Source organism: Halovalidus salilacus, from assembly GCF_031852275.1.
Lineage (GTDB): Archaea > Halobacteriota > Halobacteria > Halobacteriales > Natrialbaceae > Halovalidus > Halovalidus salilacus.
Map to the genome: position 1 here is coordinate 15,820 of NZ_CP134700.1, position 18,494 is coordinate 34,313.

Annotated in this window: 16 protein-coding genes; 5 read left to right on the top strand and 11 right to left on the bottom strand. The window is 51.5% G+C overall.

All coding sequences use genetic code 11. The annotated features are described in order from the left end of the window. Nucleotides 1–2 precede the first annotated feature (2 nt). Nucleotides 3–1,208, bottom strand: coding sequence for an L-2-hydroxyglutarate oxidase (gene lhgO, locus RJT68_RS00095; protein WP_407038375.1), 1,206 nt, complete (start codon nucleotides 1,206–1,208; stop codon nucleotides 3–5). Between the two features lie 110 nt (nucleotides 1,209–1,318). On the opposite strand from lhgO, the gene RJT68_RS00100 reads away from it, so the two are divergent. The 5 genes from RJT68_RS00100 to RJT68_RS00120 all read left to right on the top strand — a co-directional run bounded on the left by RJT68_RS00100 (nucleotide 1,319) and on the right by RJT68_RS00120 (nucleotide 7,736). After that, entirely contained in the window at nucleotides 1,319–1,789 is a 471-nt protein-coding gene (locus RJT68_RS00100) for a dTDP-4-dehydrorhamnose 3,5-epimerase family protein (RefSeq protein ID WP_407038345.1), read from the top strand. A 4-nt stretch (nucleotides 1,790–1,793) separates the two neighbouring features. Further along, nucleotides 1,794–2,867, top strand: coding sequence for a glucose-1-phosphate thymidylyltransferase (locus RJT68_RS00105; protein ID WP_407038346.1), 1,074 nt, complete (start codon nucleotides 1,794–1,796; stop codon nucleotides 2,865–2,867). A gap of 278 nt (nucleotides 2,868–3,145) precedes the next feature. Continuing rightward, complete coding sequence (locus tag RJT68_RS00110; RefSeq protein WP_407040421.1) at nucleotides 3,146–3,988, top strand: NAD-dependent epimerase/dehydratase family protein; 843 nt, start codon at nucleotides 3,146–3,148, stop codon at nucleotides 3,986–3,988. A 35-nt stretch (nucleotides 3,989–4,023) separates the two neighbouring features. After that, nucleotides 4,024–5,460 (top strand): flippase, encoded by a 1,437-nt coding sequence (locus RJT68_RS00115; protein WP_407038348.1) that lies wholly within the window; start codon nucleotides 4,024–4,026, stop codon nucleotides 5,458–5,460. A 764-nt stretch (nucleotides 5,461–6,224) separates the two neighbouring features. Continuing rightward, complete coding sequence (locus RJT68_RS00120) at nucleotides 6,225–7,736, top strand: hypothetical protein (protein ID WP_407038376.1); 1,512 nt, start codon at nucleotides 6,225–6,227, stop codon at nucleotides 7,734–7,736. On the opposite strand, the gene RJT68_RS00125 is transcribed toward RJT68_RS00120, so the two are convergent. The 10 genes from RJT68_RS00125 to RJT68_RS00170 form a co-directional block, all read right to left on the bottom strand. After that, the gene (locus RJT68_RS00125; protein ID WP_407038377.1) at nucleotides 7,737–8,042 is read right to left on the bottom strand and encodes a hypothetical protein; all 306 of its coding nucleotides are present in this window, start codon (nucleotides 8,040–8,042) and stop codon (nucleotides 7,737–7,739) included. It abuts the gene before it with no gap. A 159-nt stretch (nucleotides 8,043–8,201) separates the two neighbouring features. Further along, nucleotides 8,202–8,945 (bottom strand): hypothetical protein, encoded by a 744-nt coding sequence (locus tag RJT68_RS00130; RefSeq protein ID WP_407038351.1) that lies wholly within the window; start codon nucleotides 8,943–8,945, stop codon nucleotides 8,202–8,204. A 1,697-nt stretch (nucleotides 8,946–10,642) separates the two neighbouring features. Continuing rightward, the gene (locus tag RJT68_RS00135) at nucleotides 10,643–11,041 is read right to left on the bottom strand and encodes a hypothetical protein (RefSeq protein ID WP_407038352.1); all 399 of its coding nucleotides are present in this window, start codon (nucleotides 11,039–11,041) and stop codon (nucleotides 10,643–10,645) included. Between the two features lie 116 nt (nucleotides 11,042–11,157). After that, a complete protein-coding gene (locus RJT68_RS00140) occupies nucleotides 11,158–12,180 on the bottom strand; it encodes a glycosyltransferase family 2 protein (protein WP_407038353.1) in 1,023 nt (340 codons plus the stop codon). A 133-nt stretch (nucleotides 12,181–12,313) separates the two neighbouring features. Then, nucleotides 12,314–13,159 (bottom strand): glycosyltransferase family 2 protein, encoded by an 846-nt coding sequence (locus RJT68_RS00145; protein ID WP_407038354.1) that lies wholly within the window; start codon nucleotides 13,157–13,159, stop codon nucleotides 12,314–12,316. 2 nt (nucleotides 13,160–13,161) lie between these two features. Further along, nucleotides 13,162–13,584: a hypothetical protein gene (locus tag RJT68_RS00150; RefSeq protein WP_407038355.1), complete on the bottom strand. Its 423-nt coding sequence runs from the start codon at nucleotides 13,582–13,584 to the stop codon at nucleotides 13,162–13,164. A gap of 188 nt (nucleotides 13,585–13,772) precedes the next feature. Beyond that, a complete protein-coding gene (locus tag RJT68_RS00155; protein ID WP_407038378.1) occupies nucleotides 13,773–14,714 on the bottom strand; it encodes an alkaline phosphatase family protein in 942 nt (313 codons plus the stop codon). 137 nt (nucleotides 14,715–14,851) lie between these two features. After that, complete coding sequence (locus tag RJT68_RS00160; RefSeq protein WP_407038357.1) at nucleotides 14,852–15,760, bottom strand: polysaccharide deacetylase family protein; 909 nt, start codon at nucleotides 15,758–15,760, stop codon at nucleotides 14,852–14,854. After that, on the bottom strand, nucleotides 15,753–16,838 hold the full coding sequence (locus RJT68_RS00165) for a glycosyltransferase family 2 protein (RefSeq protein ID WP_407038379.1): 1,086 nt from the start codon (nucleotides 16,836–16,838) through the stop codon (nucleotides 15,753–15,755). The genes RJT68_RS00160 and RJT68_RS00165 overlap by 8 nt, the downstream gene beginning before the upstream one ends. After that, nucleotides 16,838–18,157, bottom strand: coding sequence for a nucleotide sugar dehydrogenase (locus RJT68_RS00170; protein WP_407038380.1), 1,320 nt, complete (start codon nucleotides 18,155–18,157; stop codon nucleotides 16,838–16,840). Before RJT68_RS00170 ends, RJT68_RS00165 begins: the two co-directional genes overlap by 1 nt. Between the last annotated feature and the right edge of the window lie 337 nt (nucleotides 18,158–18,494).

Genomic DNA, 18,494 nt, shown 5'->3' on the forward strand with positions numbered 1-18,494 from the left:
TACTATTTCATCTGGTCCAGAACTGCGTCGGCAAGGTGGTCGCCGAACGGGAGAGAAGAGGTGAGCCCTGGTGAGACCGCATTCAGGACATGGGTCGATCGTGGCCCATGTTCGAAGAGTGGATCCTTAACGAGTGTACCGTCATTGCGCACTATTTGCGCACGGATTCCTGCGTAACTCTTTCGGAAGTCATCCGATTTAACTGCTGGAAGAAGCGATTTGGCTGCTTTGATGAATGCTTCCTTTCGGTAAGACTTATTCAGTTCGGTGAGACCGACACGTATCATCTTTGAGGATGTAAACAGCTTCCAGAACCCCTCATATCCGAGCGTCGAAAGCATTTCTGAGAGGTCAAATTGGGTATTGTCGTAGGCTTCACGACCGAACGCGAGCACGGCGTTCGGTCCGATAATTACTTTATCATCAGTCCGGCGCGTAAAGTGGACGCCAAGAAATGGGAGTTCGGGGTCTGGGGTCGGGTAGATCATCGATTTCACAAGCTTACGCTTCCGCGGGACGAGTTCGTAGTACTCTCCCCGGAATGGTACGATCTGGTACTTTTCTCCGACACCCATTTGATGAGCAAGTTTATCGGCATACAACCCTGCAGTATTTACGAGATAGGACGCTGTGATTGTTCCGTTAGACGTAACGAGGTGATGAGTGCCATTAGGCGTCTGAATCCGTTCAACTTTATAACCCGTATAGAAGTCCACACCATGGTTCTCGGCGTCGCCAGCGAGCGAATATACATACTTCTGCGAATCAACAGACGCGGCTTCGGGACAGTATATCGCTGCCTGTCCGGCAGCGTGTGGTTCGTACTCGTGTATCTCCGCCTGACCGTCGAGAATCCGAGTTTCAACTCCGTTTTCGGTCGCCTGTTCTTGAATATCTGATAATCGCTGGCGCTCCTGTTGGTTTGTCGCTACTACAAGAACGCCGAGTTCATCAAGAGGAACATCATTTCTCTTACAATATTTTTTCATCCGCTGAGTTCCCTCCGTAGCGAATTGAGCTTTGAGCGAATTTGGTGGATAATTAAATCCAGGGTGGAGAACACCAGAGTTTCGGCCGCTCTGGTGTGTCGCAAGGTGATGTTCTTTTTCGATCACACAGATTTCTAGTGAAGTACGTTGGGCGAGATGGTAAGCCACCGAGCATCCGACGCACCCACCACCGACGATTGCGATGTCGTATTCAGACATGTTTGGTTTGTCATAAACCGTCGTCTTGAATGTTCTGTTTGCAGAAAGAGGTGATTTTATAAGAAATCACAAAGGTTAAGTGATGATAATGACATGGGATCTTGTACTGTATGATACATGATGTGGAGCTAAAAGACCTCCAGATAAACGCAGACGAACGGGGGTCATTGACGGAAATCTGGCGTGACGATTGGGAGTTTTACGATGATGAGGATGAACCGGTGATGTCCTACTTCTCGGTGTCGTATCCCGGCATCATTCGAGCCTGGCACCGCCACCACCGCGGTCAGATCGATCACTTTGTGGTTCCTCATGGGAAAGTGAAAGTAGGTATCTATGACGACCGAGAAGGTTCACCGACGAAAGGGGAACTTGACACATACATTATTGGTGAAGATAACATGAAAGTAGTGCGCGTGCCCGGTGATTGCTGGCACGGCTTCAAGGTCGTTGGTGACGAACGAGCGACGCTTCTCAACTTCCCGACAAACCTATACGACTACGAAAACCCCGATGAGGAACGGCTCCCGTACGACACGGACGAGATACCGCTTGACTGGGAGGAACCACCGCACGAGTAAAGCTATGAAAGGAGTCATTTTGGCGGGGGGAACTGGGTCTCGCCTACGACCCATAACTCATACTGGACCGAAGCAGCTCGTCCCTATCGCCAACAAACCCGTCCTCGAGTACGCACTTGACGATCTGAAGGAGGCTGGGATCACAGAAGTTGGCATTATCCTCGGGAACAAGGGCCGCGACGAGATCCAAGCCTACTTCGGCGACGGAAGTGATTTCGGTGTCGACATCACCTACATCGTGCAGGGCGAACCGCTCGGGTTGGCCCACGCCGTGGGCTGTGCACGGGATTTCGTCGGTGACGATTCTTTCGTTGTCTACCTCGGCGATGACCTGATGCGTGAGGGAATCACAGACCTGATAAAAGACTTCACCTCCGACGAGTACGCCGCTGGAATTGGTCTTCAAGAGGTCGAAGAACCGTCCCGGTACGGCATCGTAGACGTGAACGACACTGGTGATGTGATCGAATTGGTCGAGAAGCCCGAGGATCCGCCGAATAATCTCGCATTGATTGGCGTGTACGTGTTCACGCCTGCCATCTTCCAACAGATAGAGGCGCTGGAGAAGTCGTGGCGTGACGAATACGAGATTACCGAAGCAATTCAGGGACTACTCGATGACGGGAATCGGATCCAATCGCATGTCGTTCACGGCTGGTGGAAGGACACCGGTAAGCCCGAAGATGTACTCCACGCAAACCGACTGGTGCTTGACGATATTGAACCAAATGTGCGCGGTACAATAGAAAACGATGAGACAGTCCGCGGTCGCGTCCAACTGGGAGAAGGAAGCGTAATCGAGGAGAACGCGGTCGTTCGCGGGCCAGTATCGATCGGTGAAGATACCGTAATCAAATCCGGCACCTATCTCGGCCCATACACGAGTATCGGCGATAGCTGCATCATCGACGGCGTACATATTGAATCAAGTGTCGTGGTCGGCGACTCGGAAATTAGCGCCGATCGAACTATTGTCGACAGCCTCATCGGTAGGCAAGCAACTATCACTGCGAACCACGACAAGAAACCCGATGGTGAACGCCTCATCGTCGGGCAAAATTCCTCGTTAGAACTATAACCATGCCACGGATAATCACCCTCAGTTGTCCGAATTGCGGGACGGTCGTCGCAGGGAACGTTCTCGAGAACCACCGGGAGATGAAGTGCCCCGGCCGCAAGTGTAAGACTGTTCTGCGATTCTCGGATTTGACCGAGGACGAACAGCAACATATACTAGAGTACCCACAAAAGTACACGATGGAGAACTAAACATGACAACTCTCGTTACCGGTGGACTTGGCTACCTCGGATCGCGACTGATCCGAGAACTTCCGAACCACCCTGAATTTTCACAGGATACTATTCGAATTAGATAACTTCCGACAGCCACGCTTCCACGCACTGTGGGACCTGCCGTCTTACGCCGACTATGAGTTCGTTGAGACCGACATCCGCAACGAGGAAGCAGTGCGTAACGCGATGGAAGGCGTAGACACTGTGTTCCACCTTGCGGCAATTACGAACGCACCCGAGACGTTTGATATCCCCGAAAAGACGTGGGATGTGAACTACGACGGTGCATTGAATGTTTATGAGGCGGCTCGTGATGCAGATGTCGACGAATTCGTAAATGCGGTCACATGTTCGGTTTACGGGACAACTGAAGAAAAAATCGAGGAGGACTTTGATTGTGATCCTGAATCGCCTTATGGCGAAGCGAAGTTGGCGGCCGAGCAAGAGATGTTTGACCGGTACGACGGTGAAATGGGCCTAACTGGCCTACGTTTGGGAACCGTATACGGATGGTCCACTGGAATGCGCTTTGACACGGTGGTAGACAAATTCGCTCTGCTGGCGGCAACTGGCCAACCGCTGACGGTGTACGAAGGCGCCGAGGATCAAAAGCGCCCCTACTTACACGTACACGACTCCGTGAGGTCAATGATCTTCGCCGCGAATGAACTAGGCGATGGCGAGGCATACAATGTGGTCGGAGAGAACGGCCGACTGCAGGACGTTGTCGATGCCATCGTGAAGTACTTTCCGGACGTGGAAATCGGGTACACTGAGGCTGAACAATTGAACCAGCTGTCATATATCGTGAGCGACGAGAAGATACGTAATCAAGGGTTCGAGACTTGTTATGATCTTGATCAGGGCGTAGCAGAACTTGCCGACAAGTTCCGAGCACTGCTATAACTACGATCTTAACAAGATCCCAATAACATTGCTAGATGAATCTGACAAAATCTGGATTTAAAATATTTGTTGGGAACATCGTCGCTGCTTTAGCGCAATTTCTTGGAATTGCGATTTTTTCTAGGCAAATTGGGGCTGCCTCGATGGGTGTTTATTTCCTCTTCTTGGTTATTTTAAATATTACATCCATCTTTGGGGACTTCGGCCTCCGAGGCGCCGTCGAAAAACGGATCAGTGAGGGCAGGGAACCCGGTCAGTTCCTCAGCTCTGTAGTCCTCGTCAAGTTAGTCCCAGTTAGCCTATTGGCCTCTGGAGTTCTCCTCTTCGCATCCCAACTCAACACGTATATCGGAGCACCCCTCGCCGAACTGCTCGTACTGACCATTGTCGTCAGAGAAGCCTCGCTATTGTCTGTTTTTGTTCTTCGAGGTGAGTTACGAGTCGGCGAGACAGCGATACTCAAAATCATTCGCGACGTCGGCTGGCTGATCGCCGGATGGTTCCTCCTCACGGCTCTAGGAGATGTTACAGGGTTAGTCTACGGACTAATCGCCAGTGAAATCGTTGCGTTACTCTGGGGATGGTTGAAGGTAGATACCATTCCGCGACGGCCGACCGTCAAGCACGCGCGCTCCCTGCTTCAATACGGTCAATTCAACGCAATCTCGGACGTCGGTGGGTACGTCTATAGCTGGATGGACGTTGCGATCCTCGGCCTGTTCGTGACTCAGACGGCAGTCGGTTCATACGAGGTGGCGTGGCGTGTCACCGCCGCTGTGATGCTCTTGAGCCGCTCGATCGCAACCACACTATTCCCTCAGATGAGCCGTTGGGACACGGAGGACGCAAAGGCCCGTATTGAGGAACTGATTCCCAGAGCCCTTACCCCGTCGCTCGCGCTGATTATCCCAGCGTTCTTCGGGACGCTCGTCCTGTCCCGCGAGATTCTCACCTACGTCTTTGGGGCAGAGTTCGCCATCGCCTGGCTTGTGCTCATCATCTTGATGGGTGAGAAGCTTCTCCAAGGTGTACACATCATCCTTGGTCGTGCGTTGCAGGCGATTGATCGGCCCGAGCTCGCTGCACTTTCAACCATCGTTTCTGTGGTCTTGAACCTAATTCTGAACGCATTATTCATCTGGCAATTTGGCATCGTCGGAGCTGCTGTCGCGACAGCACTGTCGTTCTCCCTGAACACGCTGTTGCATTGGTACTATCTTCGGAACTTTGTCCGAATTCAAGTTCCCTACCGCGAAATCGGTTGGTGTACCTTCTCGTCCATCTTGATGGCTATAATGGTTGGAATTATCAAAATTATAATCACCCCGAATTCCCTTCTTGCACTTCTAGTGCTTATAGGTGTAGGTGCGCTCATCTACGGACTCATTCTGCTCTCGTACGGGCCTCTTCGCACAAAAGCCGTACAAACGTATATCAATCTTCGAATGACGCGTTCCCAGCAGATAGGGTAGGGGCTCTGTAGAAACACACTTCTTTAGGTACCTACCCCCGTGAAACTACTATTCACTTCACATGCAATAAATAGCGATAGAGCCAGAAGCGAGGAGCAACCCGATCAGCAAAAACCCACCCGGCAATTTCCAATACCCTACATTTGCATCGGGCCATGGTGGCAGACACAATAACCCAGCAACCGACATGCCTATCCCTCATGAGCCAACCAGCATTGCGGCCATCTGAATCGACATAGTTGACTATTCTAATCGTATGTAAATAGTCTTTTATATTATGAACCACAAACGACTGGCAGCAACTTGATGAGAATCGATAGTTTACGTACTGATAATCATATGCTGAGAATCCGATTATCAAAACTTCTAATAACTGGTGTTAATGTAGCTTTCGCGCTTGCAATATTTGTTCTCCAGTCGTCCACTGGTTACCATTCGAGTGTTTTTGCCGTGTACCCGATCGGATTTTGGGTACTTATTATCGTTTTGCTCAACGCGGTTATCGGGCTATCATTCATCTCCTCTGAACGCACAACGGTCTATGCGGCAGCGTTAGCTACTTTTGTACTCCTCTCAATTGGTGCAAAAACTGGTGCAGGTGTGTATGGGCCTGATAGTTACATAAAGGCAATGAAAGTACGCCAGATTCTCCGAGTCGGTCGTGTTGAAATTGACCTGTATAATGGTCTAAAGTACTGGCTGCAATAACTCAGCTGCTCGCACCAGAGGTATTACTCCAGTACAGCATTTATGCAGGCATTTCCGTGCTTACTCCGTTCGCCGCCGCCGTTTTCAGCCGCCGGTTTGGTCTTCACAACCTGGAACGTCGATTGTTGATATCAGGGTCTATTTTCCTCCCGTTTGGGATGGGGATGTGGCTCTCGACTCGTTCCCTGTTCCATCCATATTATCTCTCACTCCCTCTTGCAGTGATATTTATCGTGTATTTGCTCCGCTTTGTGGCCCGGCCCACGTGGCCTATGTGCTTTATCAGCCTCGGTGCTGGCCTCGGGCTTTTGATTATCCATCCAATGGCGGCGCTTCTCTCGATCTTGTTTGCCTTCATCATTGGACTGTCTGACACTCTCCTCTCACAAGAACTGAGAACAACGCAAGTGCTTGGACGCCTCCGCCAGTTTAATATACATTTTACGTTAATCGCTACGCCATTTATTATCTACTTTATCTATTTCCAGCTTCTCGACGCACTATCGACTGTGTTCCTCGTTTTGCTTGGTTTTGGCTCTGCGGAAAGTGTAACCACGATCTGCGTCCCGTCCGATGCCTCACCGATCGACATTTGTGGCCTGGAGCTGGCTCTGGGGAATAAATTCCATGCACTGATTTTATTCGCAGCAGCTACAGGATGTTTGGGCACGACAGTTCTTGACCGGTTGCGGACCTCATTAGTAGATGGGTTTTATGACCACACCGCAGGTCGATCCACGGGGCTGTACTTGGCCTTGCTGTTCTCCTTTGTGATCGTTGCCCTTGGCGTTATCCGCCGGGGTTTGGCGTATCGTCTGCTGGGTTTGGGCGCTTTTCTAGGACTGGCGATTGTTGCGATAATCGCTTCAAGAACGTACCAGCGCCCGCGCCGATCAACAATGATGCTTTTCGCTGGTGGTTGCCTCACCGTGCTCGCCCTGCCAATTGTAATTGGGATAGGAGATCTTCGGATTCTCGCCATAACCATCTCGGTTTCAACTATCGCCTTTGTAGGGGGCTCAGTTGTCTCTTATCGCCGTAATGGAGCTACCCTTTTGCTTTGCAGCATTTTAATTATCTTTGCTGTTTCCGTTCCAATCTTGTATCCGTTTGCTGCCCTAAATGCCGAACCAAATCAGGCGGGTACCGACGTCGATCATAACATGGTCGCATGGACAACGGAATATGATGTTGAACAGGTCGCGACAGGAACGACTGCATGGCGCGTCTACCGATACCAAAACCCGGTCCCGGACAATGATTTCGGTCCGTATCGGGGTTCAGCATGGTTAGAGGGAGAACTGGTGCTTGACGACGATGAACAGCAAGTGCAGAGTATCCAGGATGTATCTGGACAGCCGACAAACGAGTCGACTATGACGCACGTTATGATCTCGCCGTTGTCCAGCGAGTATGTGCCAGTATCCTACACGAATGATTCTGGGGGTGATGAAACTGTATACAAGCAGACCCGATCGTTATCGGCTGGAGAGGTCCAGCAACGATTTCCTGGGGGAGCGCGGGTCTATCACGCTGGCGATAACGCAGTTATTGTGTATGTGGACTGACTAGCAGACCCACGAACCATCGCGATAGATGTATATATCGCCGTTCGTGGTGTAGACGACCGTAGCGCCTTCGTAGCCGTTCCCGTCCCATTCCCCCTCCGAGTTTGGATCTCCGTCGTTCTCTCCGACGCCGTTTGCGAGCGTCCGCGTGCCGGTCCCCGTCACTTCTCCATCCGACCACGATACGCCCGACGCAGTCTCGAAGATGTGATCTTGGTATCTGGTTTCGGTCGCTGTGGAAAAGAACCGGATCGCGGCAGTTCCGTCCTCCTCGTCTAATTCGATGTTGTTGCCGATGATTCGCACACGGTCTATATTTTTTAAAAAACACGCCGATGTCGTTGTCCACCATCCACCCACCCTCGATCGAGATAGCTCTGGTTTTATTCCCATCTTCATCATCCTCCAATTCAAACGCGTCGTTCGTATTGCGCTCGCAATACGGCGTAATGAATTTGCACCCCTTCACGCCTTCGAGGAAAATCCAGCGGGGTCGTTATCCGACGCGTGTGCCCCGACCCATGTCAACCCTCGCGGGATGCCCCCGCCACCTTGGGAATTGAGCCTCCATCCCGCGTGTCCTGTACTCCCCTCTCCATTGTTGTTCGCCCGGCACTGGATAAACATCCCTTCGTTGAGGTTATGGTCGCACAAATAGCCATGTCGGTCGTTATCCCGCGCTTCGAGACCCTCGGCCCGGAAAAAGAACATATCTCCGATATGGAAACCTCTCGTCCCGCCGGTATCGAACACGTCTTTGAGGTGGTGTACGTGCTCAAGATCGACGCAATCGGCCACATTCCCGCCACCGTCGAAAGTCAGGTCACTGAGTAGGAAATTTTTCAACCGGTTATCTGCATCGTCGCCTTTTCGAGTAAAAAGATCAGAGTCCGAGATATCCGACGCGGTCTCTAACACCGTGTTCTCTCTTCCCTGTCCGACCATCCCCTGGTCGTCTGTGTCGGCGGCGGGAGCAAACGATAGCGTTGCCGTGAACGCCCCGAGTTCGACGTAACCACCCTCGTCAAGGATATTGTCGAGTGCATACTGGATAACCGTCGCAGCGTCAGTGTCTGATTCTTCAATCTCTGCGTTTTCTGTCTGCTTGGCTTTGTACTCCCCGTCTTCCTCGTAGACAAAATAGGCGCCCCCATCTGGGCGACATTGCGACTTACAAACTCTGCAATGATCGTGGCCCTCCTCTCCCATTCGACGGTCATCACAATCTATTTGTCTGCGGTCGTATCATTCCTTTTGCTGGCAATTCCCTCCCTATTAGTCACTGGGGTTTTCGGCCAGGATAGTTATGCTCGAGTCCGAGGGGTGAACCAAGTCCTCGCAACCGGATCAGTGGAGGAAATAGGACCACATACACTATCACACAGTTTTGCGGCGATCGTCAGCATGACTCTCGACGGCGGTCCGATGGACCTGCCGGTCTTTCTGGTGATTGCGGCCAGCGCACCGCTTTCGACACTGTTCGTGATCCGGTAAATACCATCAATTACGACGAAGAGGCACCAACACGCTGTACTCACAGCTGCGGCCCTGCTTCCGCTTGGGATGGGGCTTTGGCTCACGACTCGATCGACGTTCCACACGGTGTATTTGCTATTGCCCCTCGTCATCCTCTGTTTCGGCATTGCCCTGTATTCGACGACGATCTACGAGGCACCGACAAGAGTTTCTATCCTGTTGATGGTCGTCTCTACAGCACTAACGCTGTATCATCCACAGCTGTTTCTCATAGCTAGTGCTGTTATACTCGGCGTATTGGTGTTGCTCGAGGTCGGGTCAAGAGCATCTAGTGCTCGATTTGGCCAAACTCGGCTCGCTATTTTTCCCTCCTTCCGGCGGCACTCATTTTCACCTACTTCGAGATTCTGAGTTTGTTAGGTCCCGCCCTCTTACAGGTCGTCGGGTTGATCAACACTACCTCAACGCCCCCAACACAATGCCTGACGAATCCCTCCACCCCGGTCAATTACTGTGGCATTGCAGCTGCTCTTGGCGATAAACTTCTCCCAGTATTGCTTCTCGCGATCGCGACAGGCGTTGCAGGTGTTGGCCTTTTCAAACACCTAATTAATAACATACAACGCCGCTCGTTCGATCGGCCGGTGATTTTCCTTGGATAGCTGTATTTGATTGCAGCACTGGGTTTTGGTTTCGCGTTCGTGGGTCCCATCCGTCAGTCGATTTCGTATCAGATTTTAAGAACCACGACGTTTCTCGCGACACTCTTTATTCTTGCAACGAGTGACTATCTGTCGAGGGGGACCTATTCTCGAGATCGTCGTCTTCTAGTGCTCTTCTGCTGTGGTGCTGGTGGGATCATTGGTTTCCCACTTGCGATTGGATTCTCTGATGTCCGGTATCTCTCTGCAATAGCGCTGATTGCGTCAGTTGCAGCCGCGACAGCAATAACGATCGATCGGCGTCCTCAGTTCGTTTCATTGTCTCTACCTATGGTTGTTGTTGGCTGTCTTATCATCAGCCTCGTTGTCCTCTACCCAGTCCCGGCATTGAATACTGTCCCGAGTGACCCAGGAACGGCACACGACCATGCACAAGTTGAGTGGCATTCTGCGTACGCCACCGATGGGCAGGTCGCCGCTGGAACAATAACGTAGCGGATCTATTACACTGATCCCTCCATCACCTCATTTGGCGCATTTCAAGGGTCTCAGTGGGCGCTGGCAAATATGACGCTTAACGACGAGGAGCAGTTGATAGCTCCCCCTGCTTTCGATACTTCGGGTGCGCCCGTCCCCGACCGAGAGGTGAAATATTTGTTCACTGGGCCTGACACCGTCATTTCTGTCCAGTACGAACGAAACGGAGAGTACTACCAAGAGCCGCGTACAAGAGACGATATTAGTCTGGAGCAAGAGAACAAAATTTACTCAAATGGAGTTGGGTGGGGCGTGTATTACTGAAATCCCACTAAGCACCTCAAATCCATTATACAAATCATGCTCGACTTGCCCGGTCTGAAGGATAGACCGGATGTCCATCGCCTTGATGTAACTGTCGGGCCCATAGACACCAGCTCCCGCTTTCGCGGCAACAAAAATGAGTATGAGGGTGACTACTCCCGTTGTACAAATAGTCGCTCGTTCAGAACTGGTGAGTGCTACTCCGATAACCGCGATCAACATGCAGATGACGACCGCCCACAACGCGATCGGATAAGTTGCGAAGACGCTGCTATGGTACCCTCCCCTCGTCGTCTGTATAATCAGCACGGCTACTATAACAGCGAAATTAATTCCCAAGACGAGTAGTTTCGGGAGATCTATCAACCTTATCCAAGATACGAAGGGTACCTCACTTAGACATTTCTATATATAGAACACTGTCTAGTTAGCGCGCTTTGAGAAGCGAGCAGGTTGTATCTTGGTTTACTTGCAGTGTAGTGTCAGCTATGTAAATGAGAGTCGATAGGAGTGCCGATGAATAATAACATGAAAAGATCGGTAAGAATCATAGCAGGATGACCGAACTGAACGTATCTTCTCATCATTACATTCTGGCCAAAGGTAGATATGCGTTCCATCATTGGCGTTGATCGATTGCGGATCGTTTGTCGTGATTCTGAATAACTATGCCGTTGTGAGAGTCTTTCCACTAGCCACTCTCGATCTACAGTCATTATATCGCTCTCCAGAGACTGGACAAGGCTAAGTACTTCTTTCCAGAAACATGCACGACGTCCGTATTCCTCAGCCTCTATGGAGATTTCCTTTGTCAATTTCTGTAAAGGTGAACGACTCACACCAATATCTTGGTCAGAATGTTGACGATAGTTCAGGAGTCGAGCATCCATATCGTAGATTCCATTGGTAAGTGCAGCGAGAATAGCAAGATAATAATCGTGATTCGCACAATCTGGTATTGGAAGAGCTTGATCCACTAATTTAGATGATACAAGAATTGTTGCTCCTTGAACAAAATTCCGTTCGAGCAACTCGCTTACAGCACGTTTTGGGTCCGTAGCTGTCAACGGGTTGTGCCTGCCTCGAATACTGGACCATAACGTGGCGTCTGCGTGATTAGTCATCACATTGTTATTCGAGACTAAATATGAGTCATGGCAGATAAGTTCCGCGTCCGTCTGCTCATATGCCTCTATCTGACGTTCCAATTTTTCTTCGTGCCAATAGTCATCTTGATCCGCAAGTGCGATCAGTTCACCTTCACAAGCCTCAATAGCATGCTCAAAATTCTTTGTTACACCTAGATTCTTCTCTTCATCCAATACACGAATAGTTTCAGGATACTGTTGAGCGTAATCCCGAACAAGTTCGAGCGTTCCGTCGTCGGATCCATCATCCGAGACGACGACCTCGTCTGGAACAACCGTCTGGTTAAGAATACTCTCAAGTTGCAGTTCAAGGTAGTTCGCACCGTTATACGTACACAGAGCGACGGAGACAGTCATAATTTGGTATCTATTGAATGGTCTGATTTCACTGCAGAAGTCCACTGGTATGGTCCTAAGTCTAGACGACTATGGGATAGATCGCTGTCGGGATTGAGCGATACTGTTGAACGGACCAAAGCCTGATTCCAGATCATCGTTTCACCTCGCTCAGTCGCTTTTCTGGTCGAGGAAACTGGTCAAAATATACTTCGAAGGGGAGCAGGAACCCACCAAGGAGGACTGGTAGCCACTCGGAGGCACTATTTCTCCTCTGGTATGCAACCACATTGGAGTACAAATTCATAAGGAAATCATCGAAATTTACTATTCTGGTCTCATACAAATCTAACTTGTCAGGATGAATGGAGTAAGTATCGAGTATTGCTTTGATTGTTATATCTGCTTCCTGTAACCGCAACCCGAGGTCAACATCCTCGCCGCGAGCTGGCAACGTTGGATCGAATACCATATTCTTTAAAACATCATTATAAATCGCACGCGGTATTATTGCCCCATCTCCTGGAATGAAATTTGTCTCGACACAGCCAGATCGGCTATCAACCACATATGGAATTGAATAGCCGTATTTTGTTCGGAACCGGATACATTGGTGTGTCTCAGAGACTCGATAGTTAACTCGAGCGGTTGTCCAGGCTGCATCTTGTGTCACTTTTTTCTCAAGTTCTGCGAGGTAATCAGAAGGGAACAGGGTATCTTGGTTGTAACAGCAGATATAGTCTCCCTCAGTTCGCTTGATCGCTCTATTGATTCCTGCGGAGAACCCCAGATTGCGGTCGTTCTCTAACAGCGTTAGTGTCGGCTCGTCTCCATAGGCATCCCTGATAAGAGTGACAGTATCATCGTCGCTATCATTATCTGCAATCACGACTTCGAAGTCATCGACAGTCTGTGCATAGATAGAGTCAAGCGATCTTAGGATCTCATCGCCTGCATTCCACGTTACAGTGACGATAGAGAACATTGGTGAGTCACTCATAATCAGTTCAGGTAGCCCAAATCCTCAAGTCGCTCACGAACTTCTTTATCCTCATCAGCGTCGGAATCTCCATGAGGCGATGGGAGTGCATTGCGTTCCTCCGGTTCGAAGTCCGCAACTGGTATCGGTTCTCCATCGATATCATCAGGAATTCGACAGTCCATCAGAGAGAGAACCGTCGGCATGATATCCGAAATTTTGACTTCTCCAAGGTCTTCTGTCGCGGTAATATCCGGTCCCATTGCAGCGAATATGCCCGGAGGAATGTTTTCCGCCTCCCATCTCCCCGTGTCGTTAAATACGGCTTCTTTTCCAGTGGCTTCACTGAGGTGATATCCAGCATTGAATTCAATGACGAGATCTGGTGCTTTGTCTAAGAACGGGCCTTCATAGTACTCTTCACCTCGATGGATTGTTTTGGCCACTTGTTCACCAGTGGGAGATTCTAGTTTACCGAGTTTCTCCAGAAGTTCAGATCTGACGCGATTATATGTCTCTGAATCTTTCTCATGGGCGACATAGACAAGCCCTTGTGCGTTCGCGACAGCGTCCGTTTCTTCCCAATTAATTTTCTCGAAGGTTCGTTTGCCTCTTACACCTTCTTCCCAAGGAACTAAGTTTTGAATTTTTTCAGGAATAATCCGGGCAGTGTATCAGTTGCTCCTAGCTTCTTGGAGACTTGAAGTACACGTTCTTTCGTCAGTCCAGCTTTGTTCATTACGTCGTCAACGCTTGTTTCAAGCGACAGATAACCTTCTTTTTCAAGCCAATTATTGAGATGAACGACTGTGTGGACGTTTTCACAGCCGTGGTCGCTCATTACGATAACATTTGTATCTTCAAGTTCCAAGAAGTCACCAATATGGTCGTCAAACAGTTTCCACGTTTCAAAGACTGGCTCTTCTTGCCAAAAGAAGTGCTGGAGGGTATTCGAGTAAAAGCTAGTCACGTGCAAGAAATCAAACTCCTCTCGGCTGAGAAGGTCCTTCGCAACTCGGAATCGGAGATCGATCAACTCTTGAATCGCGTCAACTTCCTCGCCCCGTTCATCTTTAGACGAAATCAAGGGTTTAGGATGAATCGCATAATCATATTCTGCTTCGAGCTTTTTCTGAAGAGACTCGGGATACGTATAGACGTCATCAAGCGCCCGATATTCACCTTCACGAGCGTCAGGACCGCCACAGATCATAGCCCCATCAATCTCGCGAGGGGGGTACGTCGTCGGCATATTCACCACCGCAGTACGATATCCCTCATCGTTCAGGTAATCCCAGAGCTCCGCTGATTTGAAATCAGTTGAATGGTGGAAGACGTAATTTTCATTCCTTACATCAAGGTGGTCGAATCGGTAGACACTGAGTTTTCCAGGGTTTTTGCCGGTCGAATAACATTTCCAATTTGGAACGGTAACAGGGGGGAGGTAGCTATGACTTGTAGCGGTTGCTCCTCGTTCGATAAGTCGTGCAATATTAGGTAGTTCCCCACTCTCAAGCCATGGTGAGATGAGTTCCCAATTTCCACCGTCTAAGCCGATAACGATTGTGCGCGCCATATTATTTAATATTATTGTTGAAATCCAGTGTCTGTTTATTAACCTGCCGGGTTTGATCCTTGATTGAACCGCTAAAGGTATGGATTTCCATACTTTATGTCACCAAAATCAATTTACGATTTCTGTACTTCATATTCTTATTGGGGGTCAAGTTCTGATTCGTCAAAAGCACCTTTACAACCAGATTTTGTGCCATCACTGATTTTCTGAGTAGATGGGGCGGTAACTGGATCGCTGTCAATGTTTGATTCCGGAGTTAAATCCGGTATGTCCATTATCGTTCCGAACGAGTAGCCTCGATCTTGAAGTCCCTCCACAACGCTCGAAAATAGCTTGGTGGAGTCCTCAAGGTTACGTTTCATAATCCACTGCTTTGGTTGGTCGAGTCGGTCGTGCGAGGCCGTGTGATAAAAATCCTGCAGATGAGTGTTGAATACGAGTGGTTCAGGCAGCGGCGCGTTCCTGAGATACGTGAGATACGGTCCACCGAGCAGCTTGAGGTAGCTCTGGCAGATTGGAATCCGTATCCCTGGTGTCGCCGCGATCGGGATCTCGAGGAGTTCGTCCGTTTCGTCCGGCTGGTACGGCGTCAATGGTTTGTCGAGGTTGCTATAGACGCCAGGACGGTACGACGGAAAGACGCTCGAGTCGAATCGAAAGCCTTCGTCCTCGAGGATTTTGAACTCGTACGGCTCGATATTGCCTTGCGGGGCCCGGTACCCCTCCGGTTCAAATCCAAAATGCGATTCGAACGCTGCTTTCCCCTTCTGGATCTCCGTGCGGAAGTCGTAGCACTTCGAGGTGTCGTGTTGGTAGGAGTGGAGGTGGAACTCACAGTCTAACTGGTCGCTGAGTGTATCGATGGCCTCAGGATACTGCTCGATCGTTTTCCCGACCACGAAGAACGTGACTGGGATCTCCAACTCCTGGATTAGATCAATGTAGTCGTCGAGGTACTCGAAGGTGAGGTGATCGTACTCCGGGTCATCGAAGTACCAGTCGTTTTCAAGATCAAGCGTCACACAGGCGAGTTTGTCGTCACTCACGCACCTGCACCTCCCGACTCTCGTTTGCTTGCATATCAAACAGCATCGCGAACATCAGAAACATGCTCCCGACCGAGAACAGAAGCAGGCTCGCCGATGCGCGCATGAACAGGGGGTCACTCAGTACAACCTTCGCATAGACCGACCACAGCCCGCCAGCGAGCCCTAATCCGGCCGTTGCCGCGCCGAATAGGTAGAACAGCGCGAGCGGATGGAAGTCGAGGACGAGATACTTCACCTTCAGCCGCCAAAAGAAGTTGCGCAGTAACATCCCAGATACCTTCCGAATGTACGTCGTGTAGTCGATCGAGGAGTTCTCGTCGCCGTACACTGCCGGGATCGCGACGTCGGCGACCCGCATCCCTTTGGCGTTCAGCTTCACCAGGAGATCGTTACAGTAGCCGTAGTACTCGTACAGGTTCTCGATCCCGACGTTCGCCAGCGCGTAGTGAGAGATCGCCGTATAGCCGTTCTGCGGGTCCATCGATTTCCAATACCCGCTCGCGATCTTCGTGAGGAACGTCAGGATCGCATTGCCGACAAAGCGGAACCGCGGCATGTCCGATCGGTACTCCTTGTACAGCAGCCGGTTCCCCTTCGCGTAGTCGGCCTCGTCCTCGACGATCGGATCGAGCAGCTTCGGTAGTTGGCTTAGATCCATCTGGCCGTCTCCATCGACCGTCGGGACGATATCGACCTCGTCAGCGAGTGCGGCCAGATACCCGGTTTTGATCGCACCACCGGCGCCGCGGTTTTCGCGGTGTTGGATCGGCACGACGCGCCCGATCGACTCGTGGACGACGGCGCGCTGGTCGAGCACCGACGCCGCACCCCCGTCTGCCATGGCCTTGGGATCGGTCGGCTGCAGTCGTTCGTCGTACTTGAGCACTGCATCGTCGAGACGCGCAGCATCTTCCCGGGCGGCTTCGCGGATCTCGTCCCATGTGCCATCCGTCGAGCAGTCGTCGACCAGGTACAGCCGATCGACGTACTCTGGCATCTCGCGGATGACATCCCCGACAAAGCCCTTTTCGTTGTACGCGGGGATGACGACGCCAATAGTATGTTCACGATACATTATAGCTTCTTGTACTGGAATCCGTTCGCCACGGCCGGCTCTTCAAACGTGCCATCCACGTCGACGACCACTGGATCAGACCGCATATCGTACCTGAGATCGCCGAAGTTCAGCCCGTGGAACTCGCTGTGCGGTGTCCCGACGAGAAGCGCGTCGAATCCCGCGACCGAGAGGTCTTCTTGGACATCGATCCCAAACACCTCGCGCATCGCGTCGTCGTCGGCGTGCGGATCAAACCCGACGACCTCGATGCCGTACTCCTGCAGTTCGGTAATCACACCACCGATCGCGGAGGTCCGGATATCGTCGACGTCCGGTTTGTACGCCAATCCGAGGACGAGGACGCGACTGTGCTGGAGCACCTTCTCGCTCTCGTTGAGCGCCTTGATCGTCAGCGTGGCGACGTGGGTTGGGATGTACTCGTTGACCTCCCGAGCCTTCTGAATCAACTCAGGGGAGAACCCCTTCTGTTCGCTCTCGTAAATTAAGTAGAATGGATCGACTGGGATGCAATGCCCGCCGACCAGCCCCGGCCGATACTCGTGGAAGTTCCACTTCGTCCCGGCCGCCTCCAGCACGGCCTGGGTCTCCAACCCGAGGTGTTCGCAGGCGATCGCGAGCTCGTTGACCAGCGCAATGTTCAGATCACGCTGGGTATTTTCGACGCACTTGGCCGCCTCGGCGGTCTCAATCGTCGGCGCCTGGTGAACGCCGGCCTCGACGACCGTTTCGTACAGCGCAGTGAGCTCCGCGAGCGTCTCGTCGGTAAGGGCGCTCACGATCTTGACGACGTTCCGGAGCCCGTGCTCGTCATCGCCGGGGACCATCCGCTCAGGGGAGTAGCCGACGCCGATCTCGCTTCCCGCTTCCAACCCGGATGCCGACTCGAGCGCCGGGATGAAGACTTCTCGTGTCGCCCCCGGGTAGACGGTCGACTCGAGGACGACCGTGGTCCCGGGCGTGAGATGGTCGCCGATCATCTGTCCTGCGCGTTCGATGAGGCTTAGGTCGGGTTTTTCGAGCTCGTCGACGGGCGTCGGCACGGCGACGATAACGACCTCCGCGTCCTCGACGTGTCTCGGGTCCGTCGTAAACTCGATGGCACTCGTCGCAATGGCCTCATCGCCAACGTCGCCCGTTGGGTCAACGCCCGCCTCGAGCGTTTCGATCTTCTCGGGATCGATATCGAACCCCCAGACCTCATGGCCTGCGCTGTCGAACGCCTGCGCCAAGGGGAGGCCGACGTAGCCGAGGCCGACCACACAGATACGCGTTGTCGTCGCGGTTAGGCTGGGGTTCGTGTGTACCTGCTCACTCATTGGTGGTGGGACTGGAGCGATGCACGTCCGGACGCGCTGAGCCTCGTCGACTCGTTCAGGCAATCCCACACGGGACGGTGCTGACGACCCCTCTCATTGCTCGTTTTGTTCCATAAACGTCCCCCAATATACCGGGCAAACACCCAATCCGCTATCATATCAGTCAAAGACGTATACTGATGGAATCAATAAATAGTTATTGATTGGTGAGTTCTCTTCCTGGACCATTCTTCTTACCAAGAGAAGGGTCTAAGGTAGTTTAAGCGTCACCTGTGTATAGCCACCGTTGAAGATCTATAATCCTTAAGCAGAAGAGTACGAAGTGTCGGTAAGGCAG

Coding starts and splice junctions, on each gene's coding strand:
- lhgO (WP_407038375.1), bottom strand. CDS start 1,208: ATGTCTGAATACGACATCGCAATCGTCGGTGGTGGGTGCGTCGGATGC.
- RJT68_RS00100 (WP_407038345.1), top strand. CDS start 1,319: ATGATACATGATGTGGAGCTAAAAGACCTCCAGATAAACGCAGACGAA.
- RJT68_RS00105 (WP_407038346.1), top strand. CDS start 1,794: ATGAAAGGAGTCATTTTGGCGGGGGGAACTGGGTCTCGCCTACGACCC.
- RJT68_RS00115 (WP_407038348.1), top strand. CDS start 4,024: ATGAATCTGACAAAATCTGGATTTAAAATATTTGTTGGGAACATCGTC.
- RJT68_RS00130 (WP_407038351.1), bottom strand. CDS start 8,945: ATGGGAGAGGAGGGCCACGATCATTGCAGAGTTTGTAAGTCGCAATGT.
- RJT68_RS00140 (WP_407038353.1), bottom strand. CDS start 12,180: ATGACTGTCTCCGTCGCTCTGTGTACGTATAACGGTGCGAACTACCTT.
- RJT68_RS00145 (WP_407038354.1), bottom strand. CDS start 13,159: ATGAGTGACTCACCAATGTTCTCTATCGTCACTGTAACGTGGAATGCA.
- RJT68_RS00155 (WP_407038378.1), bottom strand. CDS start 14,714: ATGGCGCGCACAATCGTTATCGGCTTAGACGGTGGAAATTGGGAACTC.
- RJT68_RS00165 (WP_407038379.1), bottom strand. CDS start 16,838: ATGTATCGTGAACATACTATTGGCGTCGTCATCCCCGCGTACAACGAA.
- RJT68_RS00170 (WP_407038380.1), bottom strand. CDS start 18,157: ATGAGTGAGCAGGTACACACGAACCCCAGCCTAACCGCGACGACAACG.